The sequence below is a fragment of the Photorhabdus khanii NC19 genome, assembly GCF_000517265.1.
Classification (GTDB): domain Bacteria; phylum Pseudomonadota; class Gammaproteobacteria; order Enterobacterales; family Enterobacteriaceae; genus Photorhabdus; species Photorhabdus khanii.
On the sequence record NZ_AYSJ01000002.1, the window covers coordinates 386993 to 401912 of the forward strand.

Annotated in this window: 11 protein-coding genes, 2 pseudogenes and 1 riboswitch; of the genes and pseudogenes, 7 read left to right on the forward strand and 6 right to left on the reverse strand. The window is 38.5% G+C overall.

Annotation, left to right across the window (positions count from 1 at the left end; translation table 11 throughout):
• Positions 1–47 precede the first annotated feature (47 nt).
• Positions 48–1637 carry an FGGY-family carbohydrate kinase gene (locus tag PTE_RS01840; protein ID WP_036843460.1) on the reverse strand — a complete coding sequence of 530 codons (1590 nt, stop codon included), beginning with the start codon at positions 1635–1637 and terminating at the stop codon, positions 48–50.
• A gap of 612 nt (positions 1638–2249) precedes the next feature.
• Here PTE_RS01840 and PTE_RS01845 point away from each other — a divergent pair.
• A complete protein-coding gene (locus tag PTE_RS01845) occupies positions 2250–3617 on the forward strand; it encodes an alanine/glycine:cation symporter family protein (RefSeq protein WP_036842675.1) in 1368 nt (455 codons plus the stop codon).
• 186 nt (positions 3618–3803) lie between these two features.
• Here the strand turns inward: PTE_RS01845 and queF are convergent.
• The 3 genes and pseudogenes from queF to PTE_RS01860 form a co-directional block, all read right to left on the reverse strand.
• A pseudogene (gene queF, locus PTE_RS01850) lies at positions 3804–4539 on the reverse strand (NADPH-dependent 7-cyano-7-deazaguanine reductase QueF).
• An 11-nt stretch (positions 4540–4550) separates the two neighbouring features.
• Entirely contained in the window at positions 4551–5390 is an 840-nt protein-coding gene (locus PTE_RS01855; protein ID WP_036842677.1) for a queuosine precursor transporter, read from the reverse strand.
• On the reverse strand, positions 5377–5967 hold the full coding sequence (locus tag PTE_RS01860; RefSeq protein ID WP_051477073.1) for a helix-turn-helix domain-containing protein: 591 nt from the start codon (positions 5965–5967) through the stop codon (positions 5377–5379). The genes PTE_RS01855 and PTE_RS01860 overlap by 14 nt, the downstream gene beginning before the upstream one ends.
• 243 nt (positions 5968–6210) lie before the next feature.
• Between PTE_RS01860 and PTE_RS22595 the strand changes: the two genes are divergently transcribed.
• The 3 genes from PTE_RS22595 (at position 6211) to PTE_RS01875 (ending at position 8218) form a co-directional block, all read left to right on the forward strand.
• Entirely contained in the window at positions 6211–6744 is a 534-nt protein-coding gene (locus PTE_RS22595) for a transcription termination/antitermination NusG family protein (protein WP_071992920.1), read from the forward strand.
• A gap of 180 nt (positions 6745–6924) precedes the next feature.
• On the forward strand, positions 6925–7227 hold the full coding sequence (locus tag PTE_RS01870; protein WP_036842679.1) for a hypothetical protein: 303 nt from the start codon (positions 6925–6927) through the stop codon (positions 7225–7227).
• A 292-nt stretch (positions 7228–7519) separates the two neighbouring features.
• Positions 7520–8218: a helix-turn-helix transcriptional regulator gene (locus PTE_RS01875; protein ID WP_036842682.1), complete on the forward strand. Its 699-nt coding sequence runs from the start codon at positions 7520–7522 to the stop codon at positions 8216–8218.
• 361 nt (positions 8219–8579) lie between these two features.
• Here the strand turns inward: PTE_RS01875 and PTE_RS01880 are convergent, their stop codons facing one another.
• Together PTE_RS01880 and PTE_RS01885 are read right to left on the reverse strand one after the other, a co-directional pair.
• Positions 8580–10064, reverse strand: coding sequence for an aldehyde dehydrogenase family protein (locus tag PTE_RS01880; RefSeq protein WP_036842685.1), 1485 nt, complete (start codon positions 10062–10064; stop codon positions 8580–8582).
• 329 nt (positions 10065–10393) lie between these two features.
• Positions 10394–11530 carry an ABC transporter substrate-binding protein gene (locus PTE_RS01885; RefSeq protein ID WP_051477077.1) on the reverse strand — a complete coding sequence of 379 codons (1137 nt, stop codon included), beginning with the start codon at positions 11528–11530 and terminating at the stop codon, positions 10394–10396.
• 559 nt (positions 11531–12089) lie between these two features.
• Here PTE_RS01885 and PTE_RS26145 point away from each other — a divergent pair.
• The 3 genes and pseudogenes from PTE_RS26145 to PTE_RS01900 all read left to right on the forward strand — a co-directional run.
• Positions 12090–12197: pseudogene (locus PTE_RS26145) on the forward strand (hypothetical protein); the annotation flags it as partial.
• A 189-nt stretch (positions 12198–12386) separates the two neighbouring features.
• Positions 12387–12719, forward strand: coding sequence for a DUF6694 family lipoprotein (locus PTE_RS01895; RefSeq protein WP_036842690.1), 333 nt, complete (start codon positions 12387–12389; stop codon positions 12717–12719).
• Positions 12720–12871: 152 nt separating this feature from the next.
• Positions 12872–13043, forward strand: a riboswitch (M-box (ykoK) riboswitch).
• Positions 13044–13117: 74 nt separating this feature from the next.
• Entirely contained in the window at positions 13118–14188 is a 1071-nt protein-coding gene (locus tag PTE_RS01900; protein WP_036842694.1) for a magnesium transporter, read from the forward strand.
• The last annotated feature ends 732 nt before the right edge of the window (positions 14189–14920 follow it).

The window sequence follows — 14920 nt, forward strand, 5'->3', positions numbered from 1 at the left end:
ATTTTATCAATCAAATCTTACTATATTCTGGTTTTTCTTATTCAAAATTAACCGCAGGCTTGCATGATTTCGTTATATTGTTGCTGGTCATGGTACATTTGCAGATAGACTTGATATTTAGCCTGATGGAATAAAAATGTCTCTTTTTCCGGTTTGATAATATTGCCGTCACGTACCATCGATTTTGCTGCCTGAGTGAAGTCTGCAAAAAAACCGCAGGCAACAGCGCCAAGCAAAGCAGAACCAAGATTGACTGCGTCCTCTTCCTGAGGCAGATGAATTTCACGTCCGGTGACGTTGGCGTATTCACGTAGCCATAATGGGTTTTTAGTTGCGCCACCACATATAGCTAATCTGTTTATCTGGTGTCCGGCTTCTACTAATGCATCAATAATGTGACGAGTGCCATAAGCGATAGATTGCAGGGTTGCCAGGTAATAGCGGGCCAGAGCATCACGACCATTTTCCAGCGTGAGCCCACTTACCATTCCCTTGGCGTTAGGATTTGCTCTTGGTGAACGGTTGCCGTGATGGTCAGCTAAAATATGTAAATGAACAGTTGGGTATTTTTCTTGTTTTTCTAACCGCGCAATGGCTTCATTCAGTAACTGGTAGTATTGATGACCCGATGCCTTAGCTTCTGTTTCCAACTCCTGCCAGCTGTTATGCTGACGAATTGACCACTCAACTAATGCACCAGCGGCGCTTTGCCCACCTTCGTTGAGCCAGTAACCGGGTAGCATGGCACCGAAATAAGGACCCCAGACACCCGGAACCATGACAGGATAAGAGCTGACAATCATGTGACAGTTTGAGGTACCGCCGATAATGACCAGGCAGCCTTCTGGATATGCGCCGGCTAGGGCCAAACCACCCGCATGTGCATCAATAATACCACCGGCGACAACAACCCCTGTGTGTAGTCCAAAATCTTTAGCTACTTCAGCGGTCAGGTAACCGGCTTTCTCGCCAAGCTCAAGAATGGTAGATGGAACCTTATCGGTTAAATCATCTAAACCCATCTCATGAAGTAGTTTTTCGCTGAACTGTTTTTGATGAGCCAGATAGTTCCATTTGCAGGTAAGAGTACAGGTACTGACCACATCAGCGGCAGTGGCTTTCCACACTAAAAAATCGGCTAAATCAAAGAAACGCCATACATCCTGATAACGCTGAGGGAAATGGTTCTTTAGCCACAATATTTTCGGTAGCTCCATTTCAGGGCTGACTTCACCACCCGCATAGCATAGTGCTGGATCATTGGTCTGATTTATCGTGATGGTTTCTTTGATGGCACGATGATCCATCCACATGATGATATCGTGTTCAGGATTGCCATTTTCAGCTACAGAGAGTGGTCGCCCTTTAGCCGCTACAGCGACGAGTGAGCAGGTAGCATCGAAGCCGATTGATTTGACCTCAATGGGATTAATATTCGCTAATGTGACAACTTCTTTTACTGTTGCACATACTTGTGCCCAGATATTCGTGGAAGATTGTTCAACAAAATCAACTTTTGGATGAAATTGCTGAATAGGGCGAACAGAGAATGCATGTCGTTTGCCGTGTTGATCAAAAACTGCAGCACGGACACTGGCTGAACCAGCATCAACACCAATGAAATATTGTTGTTCCATCATGCGATCTCCTCTATTTGTTAACTTAAGTCGACAAAATGAGTTGAACAGAGCAATAACACAATGAGGTTATTCAATTATTGTGAAGCGACTCGATAAAGATTCGCTAGTTTTATGATGATAAAAAAATATTACACATATTTTTCTATTGCTTTTCTGATAGGTGTAATAGATCTATTTCAAGTAATCTCTTATTTAAGAGAGAAAACACAGTAGGTAGAGAAAGCGGTTTTTCAGAAAAATCATTGATAATTTCTACTGAACTGTTATTTATTTGACTTATTTCTTTTAAAAAAAACTAATAAACTCATTAATTAACATAAAAAATGAAGTATAAAATTAATATTTATTTCAATTGGTTAAAAGAGTTAAATCAAGTAGTAAGTGATTCGAATTCAAGAGAGATTAGTTCAGACGTAAGAATTTCGTGATGGATTTGGTATAACAAATTTTGGGCGTTTTATCTTAAAATTCTATCAAGTGATATCACTCACAAGTATTAGATCTTTTTCCCTTTTTACGAAATTTTTTCTCGCATATTTTCTGTAAATATTCTTTATTTAATTGATGCTCACATGTTGTTATTTTGTTATGAAATATCAGAGGGAATCTATGGAATTAATCACAGAATGGTTAAGTGCTATTAACGGGGTCGTGTTGGGAATACCGATGATGGTCGGTCTTTTGGGGGTTGGGATCTTCATGCAGATCCGTCTCTCTTTCCTGCCTATACGTAAACTGGGAACGGGTTTCAAATTACTGTTTGAGCGTAATCATCAGCGGGGAGAAGGGCAGATATCGCCGTTTAACGCACTGATGACTGCACTTTCCGCCACCATTGGTACAGGTAATATTGCCGGTGTGGCTACTGCGGTTGTATTGGGTGGACCGGGTGCCCTGTTTTGGATGTGGATAACCGCATTAGTCGGTATGGCGACCAAATATTCAGAGGCTGTACTGGCGGTCCGTTTCCGTGAGGTTGATAAAAATGGTCACTATGTTGGTGGCCCTATGTATTACATAAAGAATGGTCTGGGTAAAAAGTGGGCCTGGTTGGGAACGCTGTTCGCGGTATTTGGCAGTATTGCTTGTTTTGGGATCGGTAATACCGTACAAGCGAATTCTGTTGCTGATGTAATGCAAAGTAACTTCGGTGTTTCTACCATGGTTACCGCCATAGTACTGGCGATTTTGGTTGGTGCAGTACTTATCGGTGGTATTAAACGTATTGCTGATGTGGCAGGTAAATTAGTGCCATTTATGACGGTTGCCTACTTAGCTGCCGGGATCATTGTTCTGGGCGTGAATTTCAGTGAAATTCCTGCTGCGTTTGTTCTGATTGTTAAATCTGCATTTACACCTGTTGCAGCGCAAGGTGGCTTTGCGGGTGCGGCCGTATGGGCGGCAATTCGTTTTGGTGTGGCCCGGGGGATTTTCTCTAACGAAGCGGGGCTGGGAAGTGCGCCGATTGCTCATGCAACAGCAAAAACCCAAAACCCGGTTCGTCAGGGGTTGATTGCTATGCTCGGGACTTTCATTGACACCATTATTGTTTGTTCTATCACTGGCTTTACTATCGTCATTACGGGTGGCTGGTTAACCGGTCAGACTGGTGCGACACTGACAGCGGCCTCGTTCTCTGCGGCGGTTCCTGGCGGAAATTATATTGTCGCAGGCGCTTTGATAATCTTTGCCTTTACTACGATTCTTGGCTGGAGTTTTTACGGTGAAAAATGTATTCAGTATCTATTTGGGCAAAAAGCCATTACACCTTTCCGTGTGGTATGGATTATTGCTTTAATGGTCGGTGCGACTCAATCGTTGGATTTCGTTTGGTTACTGGCCGATACATTAAATGCAATGATGGCAATCCCGAACCTGATTGCAATAGCACTGTTAAGCCCGGTTGTTTACCGGCTGACAAAAGAACATATTAAAGATGTGAATGCAGATAGCGTTGATATTAAAGTAAAACTTTGAATAAAAGCCTTCCAGATTGGAAGACTCAGATGACTGACAAAGTGCTGGTTTTTTATCCGGCATTTTGTTTCAATTAAGCTCCGTTCACTAAACGGATCTGGCCGCGTCATGTTAAGAACGCCCCTCAGACCTTTCCGCCTGAAATCTGCAATCCCTTAAAAGGGTAAAGGGATTGCGGCATACTAATTATTGTCTTGCTAGTCGGAAATGGGAGGGTTTAAAAGGTGTATTGCTACGCCAAGGATTAATATCCAGGCCTCCTCTGCGAGTGTAACGAGCATAAACCGCAAGATATTCTGGTTTACAGAAATAGTTCAGATCATTAAAAACACGTTCCACACATTGCTCATGGAACTCATTGTGCTGTCTGAATGATACTAAATATCTAAGAAGTGCTTCCCTATTGATACGACGTCCCTGATAGTGAATCTGAACCGATCCCCAATCAGGTTGATTTGTGATGAGGCAGTTCGATTTTAGCAAATGGCTGACAAGCGTTTCTTCTGTATACTCATTATCTACTGCATTGTTTAGGTAAGCATTACTGAATTTAAAATCAGCGATATTTATATCCTGTTCATCAATGCATACCCCTTCAAAGTTTCCAGCCTGTTGAACACTGATGTCAGTGACAGGATAGAGTTCTAGTGTTACGCTTCCAGAAGCGCAATTTTCGAGATCGTTAACTATGGTATTATGCACATCGTCCCAGCTTTCAAAATTTGTCTGATTCAGGCTGTTCAAATAGAGCTTGAAGCTTTTTGATTCTATCAGATTTTTACTCAGGTGCATCCTTAATTGATAAGGATGATCTCCCGAGAGATCTGGGGACACCATGAAGTAAGTCTGGTGAGTACTTTTCTGGATAAGTTGTATCTTTACCAAGTGATAATTCTGAAATAGTGAAATGGGAATTGCTCATTTTAGCTCCTTTTATTTCTGGTAAATAAATTTGTTAAATAGATATCTGAATATGTATATAGGTACGATGCCAATAATTGCATAAATGAGTTTAATAAGAAGCTGACCTCCAATCATACTCCATATCATATGCTGCTCCAGGTGGTGGAAGGCCAAGTTTATAAATATAAAACTATCAACAAAGGATGATATGATCGTGCTGGTTATTACCCTGAATGGGAGGAATCTTGCCTTTGTCAATAATTTTAGCCGGTAAAGAAGATAAGCATTTGTGTGTTCAGAAACTATGTATGATACAGATGAGGCAAACAAAACACCGATCATATCGAACACAATACTGTTAAAACTGGAAGAAAATTCCCAATTATCCAGTGCCGGTATTTTCGTACTTAGGTAAAGCAGAAAACAAAATGTAAGGTTATTCAGAAAAGCAGAATTAATAGCTTTTCTTGCAAAACGTAATCCATAAAATTCGTTAAGTATATCTGAAATTATATATGTTAATGGATAAATGAATATGGCGGCAGGAACTGTTAATCCAAATACATGGGCTGGTTTTATACCAATAATATTAGATGATAGATATAACACCGATAAAAAGATGCAAAGGTAAATATATGAAAACCAGTTCCTTTCGTTTCTCTCCTCAAATTCATAATATGATTTTGTTGTTCCGCTCGAGTATAGCTTTCTGTATATCTCCTTATTTTCCCTGTGAGAAAGATTTTCAATTATGTCGCTTTCTACAATTTTATCCAAGGGAGACGTGAATGTTTTCCCTGTTGTAGTAACTAATATTATTGCCTTTATACACTTTCCCCGTTTAAATCCCATTAACTTAAATTTTCTCATCAGTCCTTTCCTCAATAATATAACCAATCAACAAGTCTTCAGGGATTATTTCACCTTTAATCTCAATATTTTTATCCCTAATTGTTACGAGCAATTCATCATCACTACCCTTAAAAAAACGGCGAATAAATAACATCTCGCCACTAAGATAATAGGGTTTTTTATCTGATTCTAGCTTGATGCAAATGATGTTCCTTTCATGTGTGTAACAGTATGTATTATCGCACTCAACGATTAATTGGCTAATTTTTCTTGAAAACTTTTTATAAAGTTGGCTTTCTTTTATGATGGGTACGCTTATAGGGTTGATGTTTCCGTCAGGATTATTTTCTGATTCTTCGATGGAAGCAATGTCGTATTCTTCCAATAGTTTTACAGAAACGCCAAAGAAATTAGCAACTTTTTCTACAGTGCCTTTCTGTATGTTTTTTATCTTGCCATCAAGAATCTTATACACAGTGGATCTTGTTACACCTGACTTTTCTGAGAAAGATAATTTGGACTCTTCTCTGCTTTTTATTAAGTAGTTAATATTTTTGACTATATTATCTTTTGTTTTTTTTACAGGTAAGGACATTTTTCATTCTCTAATGAGTTTTGGCAATCCGGCAATTCTATTCTATTAAGAAATTATTTTAAAATCAAAAGAATTCATTAAAAAGGACAGTTTGTGTGTTTTTTTGTGTCTTAATCTGGTACGATTTTCATCGATAATTATTTTTCTTTATTTCAATTTTTCAATGTAACGTCAGACAACTCCCGACTGGTACGAGTTGGGCGGAGGAGTTGCCTGGTCTACAAGTTAAATCTGGGTAACTATATGAAATCGTGGTATATTCTCTATCATCATGAACGCCGTTCCCCTTCAATAATGAATACGCTCTCTCGAGAGGGAGTGGAATGTTATATGCCCGTCAGAGAATGCTTTGTTCCTCGCCCAGATCGCAAGTCATTGCGTAGGGCAAAACCCAAAGCTTTGTTCCCTTGCTATATGTTTGTTTTTTTTAATCCTGAAGATATCCATACAACAAAGATATCGGCGATTGATGGTGCCATTGGCTTTGTCCGATTCGGGAGTTATCCTTGTAAAGTACCTGAAAGCATTATTGCTGAACTTAAACTTTGCCGCCCAGAGATGTTAAGCGCAAATAATAAATGCCTCGAGTTCAGGAATCCTCCCGATATTTTGTCAGAGAACATCCACCTTCTTAGTTCGGTTCTAGCAGGAAAATTAAAAAGGGAAATCAGAAAGGTAATAGAAATACCTGATGGACATCTACGCTTAATGGCTCTGTTTGATCTTATTGGTATTAGTGAACAACACACTAGGCTTTATGACCTGAGACTTATGTAAGGAGATGCTTATGCGTGATATGTCAAAAATAGCAAGAAATAGACTAGTCAGTTTAGTTTATCTTCCACCGAAGATAAGGGAACAACTTGAAATGATCGTTATGTTCCTGAAAGGTTTGTTACTATTGGTAGTAGGGATTATAAATTTATCACTAACATAACTGTACAATAGGATTTTTTTATGAAAGATATTAATCAGGTAACTATTTCATCGCAAATAGTCAATACCATGGGAATAAATAATGATCCATGGGGAGTCAAAGACAAAAATTCATGTTTCATTTATGGTAACTTAGTATTAAAATCTCTCAAGAATTTCTCAGACTCATTTGATTTTGAGGGGCTTTATGATGATGAACTCCCCTCATCCATTTTATTCCAACCACCGATAGGTATTTTTACTGAACGTGAGTGGGATATTATTTTCCTTTTTTTACAGAAATATAAAAGAAAGCAGATCGGAATAATACTGTCGAGTCAATAATTTTAATTGCTATATACCCGAAAAATTTTTATTATCCTATCACTCTGTATTCTTTAGCTACTCTGTTTATCGTATTAACATGTAGTAATTTTATTTTGGATGCCTAATTGACCGATGTAGAAGGAATATAACTCGTAATCTTCATCGATTATGTGTGTTTTGGCCTTCTATAATACCGTATTTTCCGTTATTTGTTATTTATGAGAAGTTGGGAGCACTATTACCTGCAAGGATATTCACTTATATATTAAATAATTTAGTGAAAAATAATGTCTTAAGGATTGCCTATAATATGAATCAATCGAGATGCAAAAATTTACCTTTAATTACGCATCAGCTAACAAATATGTGGGATAGAAGCTCTGAACTGTGGTTTGTAAAAGATAGAGAATTCCGTTTTATTTATGCAAATAGGGTATTTATTAAAGCTAATCAACTCCCTAAAGATTTTGATGTTATTGGGTATTCTGAAAAAGAATTACTCACACCATTTCATGATCTTGCCCATTTGTTTGAAGAGCACGACAGTAAGGTCTTAAAGCATATGCAGCGAATATCAGCAATAGGGATTTATCCAGTAGGGAAAGGTAAACGATTTAGATCTTATTTTTATAACAAATCCCCATTAATGGATGAAAACAATCAATGTATTGGTGTGGTTTCCCATGCCAGAGAAATAGAGTATTTTGCAATGGCTCATTATATTAAACATCATATGTTTACCCCTGTTAAATTTAAGCCGCCGAACGATATATTAAAAGAGAAAGAGTGGGTGGTTATTTTCCTGTTTTGCCGTGGTCTCAGTAATAAAGATATTGCGGTCAAAATGGGTATTTCATGCCGTACTGTGGAAAAATATTTCGAAGATATCTATGAGAAACTTTCTGTTGGATCAGTTATGGAGTTAAGATTATTTTGTAAAGAAAATGGCTATGATCTTTATGTTCCACCAAGATATTATAAACCTATGGGATATTTTTTATTAAATTAACATTACGGTCTGCTAAATTTTTGGGATTACAAATAAAAATCTTGACTTGTCTATTGGTATTGTAGTTACTAATTATCTAATGATTTCTGTGATCATTAGATAATATACCGCCACTAGCCGCGAGGGATACCGGTATTATCAGGCTGCGGAGAATCTCTGCCAGTGTTGCTCAAAACGCTCTTTTTGTACGCAGGTCAAAATGATGCTTGGGTGGGCGATCAAACCGGTTTAATAGGGAAAAAATAGACACAGCATTTTTCATAATGAAAAAAACCAACCTCATTATTTTGAGTGAGGTTGGCCTGCAATCTAAGCCTTCCAGATTGGAAGGCTTCTTTAACTCATTAATTACTGATTGATATTATTCTTCACTGGTTTTGATATAGATGTTCTTAACCTGAGTATAAGAATCCAGCATCATTTTGTGTGTTTCTCTGCCAAGGCCCGATTTTTTATAGCCGCCAAATGGTGCGTGAGCGGGTAGTTCATGGTAAGTGTTAACCCACATACGGCCCGTTTTGACAGCTTTGGAGACACGTAATGCGCGGTTGATATCTTGTGTCCAGACAGCACCACCAAGACCATAATCAGAATCATTTGCCATTCTGATCACATCTTCTTCCGTACTGAATGGAATGACTGTCAATACAGGACCAAAGATTTCTTCGCGTGCTACCTGCATTTCATTAGTGGCATTGATAATGATGGTTGGTTGAATAAAGAAGCCATCATCATAACCTTCGCCAGTAATCCGTTTGCCGCCAGTCAGAATAGTTGCGCCCTCTTTTTTCGCAATATCGACATAGCTGAGAATTTTTTCCATCTGTTCCTGGCTGATCTGGCTTCCCATTTGGGTTTCTTTTTCCAACGGATCACCAACCCGGACAGATTCAAATTCTGTTTTCAGCGACTTAAGAAATTCATCATGAATATCTTTATGCAGGAATAACCGAGAACCTGATTCACACGCTTGCCCTTGATTCAGCAAAATAGCTTTGGCCGCATATGTTACGGCTTTTTTCATATTGGCATCAGGGAAGATAATATTGGCTGATTTACCGCCAAGTTCCAGTGTGGCAGGGATAAGCTTTTTGGCTGCGGCTTCGGCTACGGTATAACCTACTCTGGTGGAACCTGTGAATGCCACTTTTTCGACATCTTCATGGTCCAGAATAGCTTGACCGACGACTGATCCCCGACCTGTAACAATATTAACCACCCCAGCCGGCAGGACTTTATTCAGTATCCGGCCCAGTTCAAGCAGTGTGATGGGGGTCATTGTTGCTGGATTAATCACAATGGTGTTACCCGCCGCAAGAGCCGGAGCCAGTTTCCAAGCCGCCATCAATAACGGGAAATTCCAGGGAATAACCTGTCCGACAACACCAATGGGTTCACGGATCACCAGGCTGAGTGTATTACTATCGAGAACTGAAGCTTCATCAGTATGGGCACGGATCACGCCGGCAAAATAGCGGAAATGGTCAATGGAGGCGGGTAGATCCATATTCCGGGATTCATTTAATGGCTTACCTGAATCCAGTGATTCAAGAATGGCAAAACGTTCTTGTTCTGTTTCCAATAAGTCAGCAATTTTCAGTAAAACAGCTTGTCTTTCGATTGGGGAGGTTTGACTCCATGTAGCGAAAGCTTTTTTCGCGGCACTGACAGCAAGATCAACATCTTCGGCATTACCGGATGCATATTCAGCCAGTAATTCACCTGTCGCCGGGTTATAACTTTTCGTTGTTCCTTTAGATACACTATCTACCCATTGCCCACCGATAAGCATTTTATAGGATTCAACAGGCAACATTTCTTTCTCAATATCATGTAATCGTTTCATTAACATACTCCGGTTACTTTGGTTTAAGAATAGTGACAATTAGAATCTATTTCATTAGGTTATTTTATTACCGTGATTATTAATAACATTATTGAAATAGCCTCTTAATATAGTTTCATTATGTGAATGTATTTGCACTTTAAATTTATTACCTAATAAAATTTTTTTGTTATGTTTTATATTTTCTAGTGCCTGTATAGTAGAGTGAAAAATAATAGATGTCTATTAGCATGTTATATAAAATATCATGCATATTAACGAGCGGAAATTATAAATAAATAGTGAAATTAAATATCCGTTGGAATATTCCAACGGATTGAAATGAAATGTTATTTTGCTGTTACCCAGAATACTCCGTTACCATCAAGGGCGGTAAAGGTTTTATGCAGATATAGGTTATCAGCTTGTGGATCGATATCTTCGAACAAATCCGGGTGCAGGAATTTTGCTATAACTTCAACGGCAATAATGTTAAACGGCGTATCGTAATATTGGTGATACAGTGCGATTACCCGCTTTTCGCGGAATGCTCTTAATACGTTCAGTTTTGGTCGTGTCAGTAGTTTTTCCAGCCGTTCCTGTGACTGTTTTAGATTGCCGGTATAACCCAATGGCACTGAAAGGCTTTTTGGGCGAACTTTGTCCCAATCTGCGGCGGTCATCAGATAAAATTCAGGATTGCTGACGATTAATTGTTCTTCGTTTACCTCTCCACCTATACCAGGGAACCAGCGAGCACCGAGATTATCACCCCCTGCGGCAGTAACAAATTCACCAAAATTGCCATTACCGAAAGTTTTACAGCAATGCTCCGCGCCAAGCATTCCTGCATGGCGTTCGATAAATACAGGAGGCCGCTGTTCTTTGCCTAGTGTACCAATTCGTTCATTAATTGTTTTCATCCTCTCCTGATAGAACGTAATAAATTTTTGTGCATTTTCTTCCTCGCCGAATACTTTCCCAAGTAACGTCATACTGGGAATAGTATTTGTCAGTGGATATTGCCGGAAATCGATAAAGATAACGGGAATACCGGCTTTCTCAAGTAAAGTAATGGTTCTGCTATCATTGAGTTTGGCTTGGAGGCCAATGTCAAAAATAACCAGGTCGGGTTTATAAGTCAGTGCTTTTTCAACGCTGAAATCGCTTTGATAAGGGTTAGGAAATACGGGAATATTTCGTAACTGTGGGAAGTCTTTCTCATAAGCGGTTGCCAGGTCTGGCGATTTGATTTCCAGTGCATTATCCCAGGCAACAATCCCTTTAAGCGGATTATCAGGATGAAGAATATTCAGAGCAATCAATACCCGGCTGTCAGCCAGCATAACCCGACTGACCGGTGCATTGACGTTAACCTCTCGGCCAGCGACATCCTTGACGATAATTTCTTTTGCCTGAGTAAAGACAGGCAATAGTATCAATATGGCAGTCAGAAAATATTTTGCAGTACGGTGGATGACTGACATTATTTCTCCTTTGTTTTGAGTTTTATCTGCTGGTTTTCAAAATGAGACTCTGTATCAGAAACTCATTGTTGTTTGAATAAAGAACGTTCTTGGTTGGCCTGTGTATTTGAAAATTGTGATTGGCCGTGAAGTGCAATGGAAAGTCGTAATACGCTATCTATTAGAGTAGTTAAGTAAGGCGATAAATGCAGGTACGATTTCATCTGATTGGGGCCACATCTGTTCATGCTAAACTCGGAATAATAATGATAATGATTTATATTAATCAAATGATTTTAGTGTCTCTGGTGAATAATATTTTTATTTTTTTATTATTTACTAATAATAACAATGAATTAAGTTATAGTTGCTATCCGGTTAATTGATGTTCCCGTCTTAAAATACTTCTGCATTTCGAAGTTGCGTTAGATCAAACAAACAATTCGAACTCCTACGGGTAATGGCTGTGCTTACGCGCAAGGGGGGTGTGGTAAGCTGCTGATTTGCAGGATTTACTGGTTGCTATTTTGCAAGGGCTTTCTGCTTACCTGAAAGGAAGGGGCTTCCCGCGAAAAGCATGGTGAAAAATATTTATACCGGACCAACAGCACCTGCATTCCTGACCGATAATTTACTGGCAATATTTAATGAAAGATTTGGTATGCGTCCAATCACCACTGTTGAATAGGACTTACAGGATATTCTGACAGCTTGATAAATCGTTATCAGGGAGTCTTGGTAAGGAGAAATCGCGCTGGAATAGAAAAGTTAAAAATTTCATTTTATTCCTATTCTTTGTCAATTTGGTTAATTATAGACAGTTTATTGTTTCTGCTTCTGTTATTATTCCCTTGTTTGATATTCTGCGGGGGTGAATATGAAAAAATTGTTAGCAATTTGTTTATTAGGATTTGTATTAGCTGGCTGTGATAATCAACTTAAAATTGATGCATCTAATGAAATCGCGTTGAAAACATCCATTGAGAAGGTAAGAGATGCGCTGCCAGGTGATAAAAAAGCTAAGTTTGATGAATCAATTCAGGCAGCTATGTTTAATAGCATCGATTTTAATGATTTGGCGAAGTCAGGGGCTAATGGCGACATAAAAGAATTAAAACGAAAATTTTATAAATCCCTGGATGGTAAAACGGCTGACCAACTCATTACTGAAGCTGAAGGAATTGAAGCTAAGAAATCAGCAAATAAGTAATTCCCCTGTGGGATTATTTGTATTAAACGGCAAAAGGTGAAAATCTATGCCGTTTTTTGTTCTCGCCAGTGACTTAAATGAAACCTAAACAAGCTGACTATCAATCTTGAATTATTTTGATTTTTGTTTATAATTCTCGCCGCATTCTAAGTGCAGTATCTCGTTAGGCGAGGCTCCTATACAAACACAGGTTGCTGATCTGACGACGTCGAGAGACGCCCAAGATTAGGACAGGATATATCGAACCAAGGTATATCCCCATGTAACTTCCTGGTAATTCAGGATACGTTGTATAGTGCTAAAACTGAGACGTGGAGATAGCTGTTGCATTCTCTCATCTGGTTTCGCCCCTATGTGAGTGCTGTTTGAAGTTCACAACAGTAATAGGGACCAACATCATGAAAGTCACATCCCATGAAAAAGTGGATGTATTAGCTGTGGCTAATCGTTCCATTAATGAAAAAAACGCTGATCAGCAGCAGAAACATCAATTGAAAAATGAAGATGCAACTGTCAGTGCATATATGAGCCAATGTTTTATTTCTGTATCTGTTGCTGACTCTGTTTTATCGGTAAAAAGCAATCTGATTGATCAGCTTGAAGGAGAACAGATCCCAACCTATTTATATGTCGTTGATGATGAAGGCTATCTGAATGGCATATTACCCGTGAAGGTGTTATTGACGGTAGCCGATGATTTATTTGTATCAGATATTATGAGGCAGAGTTATTTTTCCGTATCACCGGAACAGTCGCGTCATGATATTTATAGTCTGATAAATCACAGTGGCATGGATAGTGTACCGGTTATTCATTTTGGCAAATTAGTGGGAGTGCTGCGACCACAGGATATTGCTGAATTGATTGAAGATGAAAATACATTAGATGCTCATTTGCAAGGGGCAACCTTGCCTTTGAATGAGCCTTATCTCAGCACTAGCCCGATAACATTATGGCGCAAGCGGGTTGGTTGGTTATTGTTGTTATTTGTTGCAGAAGCCTATACCAGCGCGGTACTTAAAGCTTTTGAAGATCAACTGGAAGCGGCAATTTCTCTGGCGTTTTTTATCCCGTTATTAATTGGAACGGGGGGCAACAGTGGTACACAGATTACCTCAACGTTAGTCAGAGCAATGGCATTGGGGGAAGTGAGTTTGCGTAATCTGTGGGCTGTGTTACGCAAAGAGGTTTCTACTTCATTTTTAGTTTCTGTAACAATTAGTTTTGCTGCGCTTATCCGTGCCTGGATATTAGGTGTAGGCATTGAGGTGACAATTGTTGTCAGTTTGACCATCATTGCTATCACCGTTTGGAGTGCTATTGTTTCTTCCATTATTCCGATGGTATTGAAAAGGTTCTCTATTGATCCGGCTGTTGTATCTGCGCCTTTTATTGCCACATTTATTGATGGAACTGGCCTGATTATTTATTTCGAAATAGCTAAGTTAGTGATGACAGAACTGGCTTAATATTATCAATAAGATGCCCATAATAATTGGGCATCTTATTGGTTGGATGGGCATCTCAACCACAACCAGAAAAAAAGGGGATGCTGGTCACGGATGAAACCAACAGACAGGCAGTTCCGCGCCGGGTGAAACTGAAAAATCTGAATGAATGAGTTTTAGCCTTCTGGGAATCGCTGAAAACAGCGTCATTTTTGGGGGATTTATTTCCCCTTTATTAATTCAAAATATTCTCATCCTGTCGAAGACAGAGCACTAATAAGTGTCACTGTTCTTGCATTCAAGTATCCCTTTCAAGAGTAATTTTTTTCATTTCTATTCTATTTCTCTTCTTAAATTAATGACGGATATCTTTAAAGGATATCATCATCATATTTTCATTAATCCACCTAATATTAAATATTTTAAATGATATTTTTTACTTGATTATTAATTTACAAAATGTGCTAACCCAACACAGTCTGAAAGCATTTTTCTGATGTGGAGGCGTTATAAATTATCAGTTTTTTAGCAGTAAAATGATATTCTTTTTCAATAAATATACTGAAAATGATTGATTATAGCTGATCTGTAAAAACTTTATGGTCACCTTTTAACACATTTGTTTTCTATTTAACTTTTAAATTAAGTTTTAACATTGTTTTTACCTTGAGTATTGTTTTATACCTTTTTTAATTGTATTTTTAAATGTTTATGTTTTTAATGATTTATTGGCTTTTTTAAATGAATCAGGAA

Bases quoted from the DNA above. Each gene is read 5' to 3' on its own strand.
- PTE_RS01840 (WP_036843460.1), bottom strand. From the start codon at position 1,637: ATGGAACAACAATATTTCATTGGTGTTGATGCTGGTTCAGCCAGTGTC.
- PTE_RS01845 (WP_036842675.1), top strand. From the start codon at position 2,250: ATGGAATTAATCACAGAATGGTTAAGTGCTATTAACGGGGTCGTGTTG.
- PTE_RS01855 (WP_036842677.1), bottom strand. From the start codon at position 5,390: ATGAGAAAATTTAAGTTAATGGGATTTAAACGGGGAAAGTGTATAAAG.
- PTE_RS01860 (WP_051477073.1), bottom strand. From the start codon at position 5,967: ATGTCCTTACCTGTAAAAAAAACAAAAGATAATATAGTCAAAAATATT.
- PTE_RS22595 (WP_071992920.1), top strand. From the start codon at position 6,211: ATGAAATCGTGGTATATTCTCTATCATCATGAACGCCGTTCCCCTTCA.
- PTE_RS01870 (WP_036842679.1), top strand. From the start codon at position 6,925: ATGAAAGATATTAATCAGGTAACTATTTCATCGCAAATAGTCAATACC.
- PTE_RS01875 (WP_036842682.1), top strand. From the start codon at position 7,520: ATGAATCAATCGAGATGCAAAAATTTACCTTTAATTACGCATCAGCTA.
- PTE_RS01880 (WP_036842685.1), bottom strand. From the start codon at position 10,064: ATGAAACGATTACATGATATTGAGAAAGAAATGTTGCCTGTTGAATCC.
- PTE_RS01885 (WP_051477077.1), bottom strand. From the start codon at position 11,530: ATGTCAGTCATCCACCGTACTGCAAAATATTTTCTGACTGCCATATTG.
- PTE_RS01895 (WP_036842690.1), top strand. From the start codon at position 12,387: ATGAAAAAATTGTTAGCAATTTGTTTATTAGGATTTGTATTAGCTGGC.
- PTE_RS01900 (WP_036842694.1), top strand. From the start codon at position 13,118: ATGAAAGTCACATCCCATGAAAAAGTGGATGTATTAGCTGTGGCTAAT.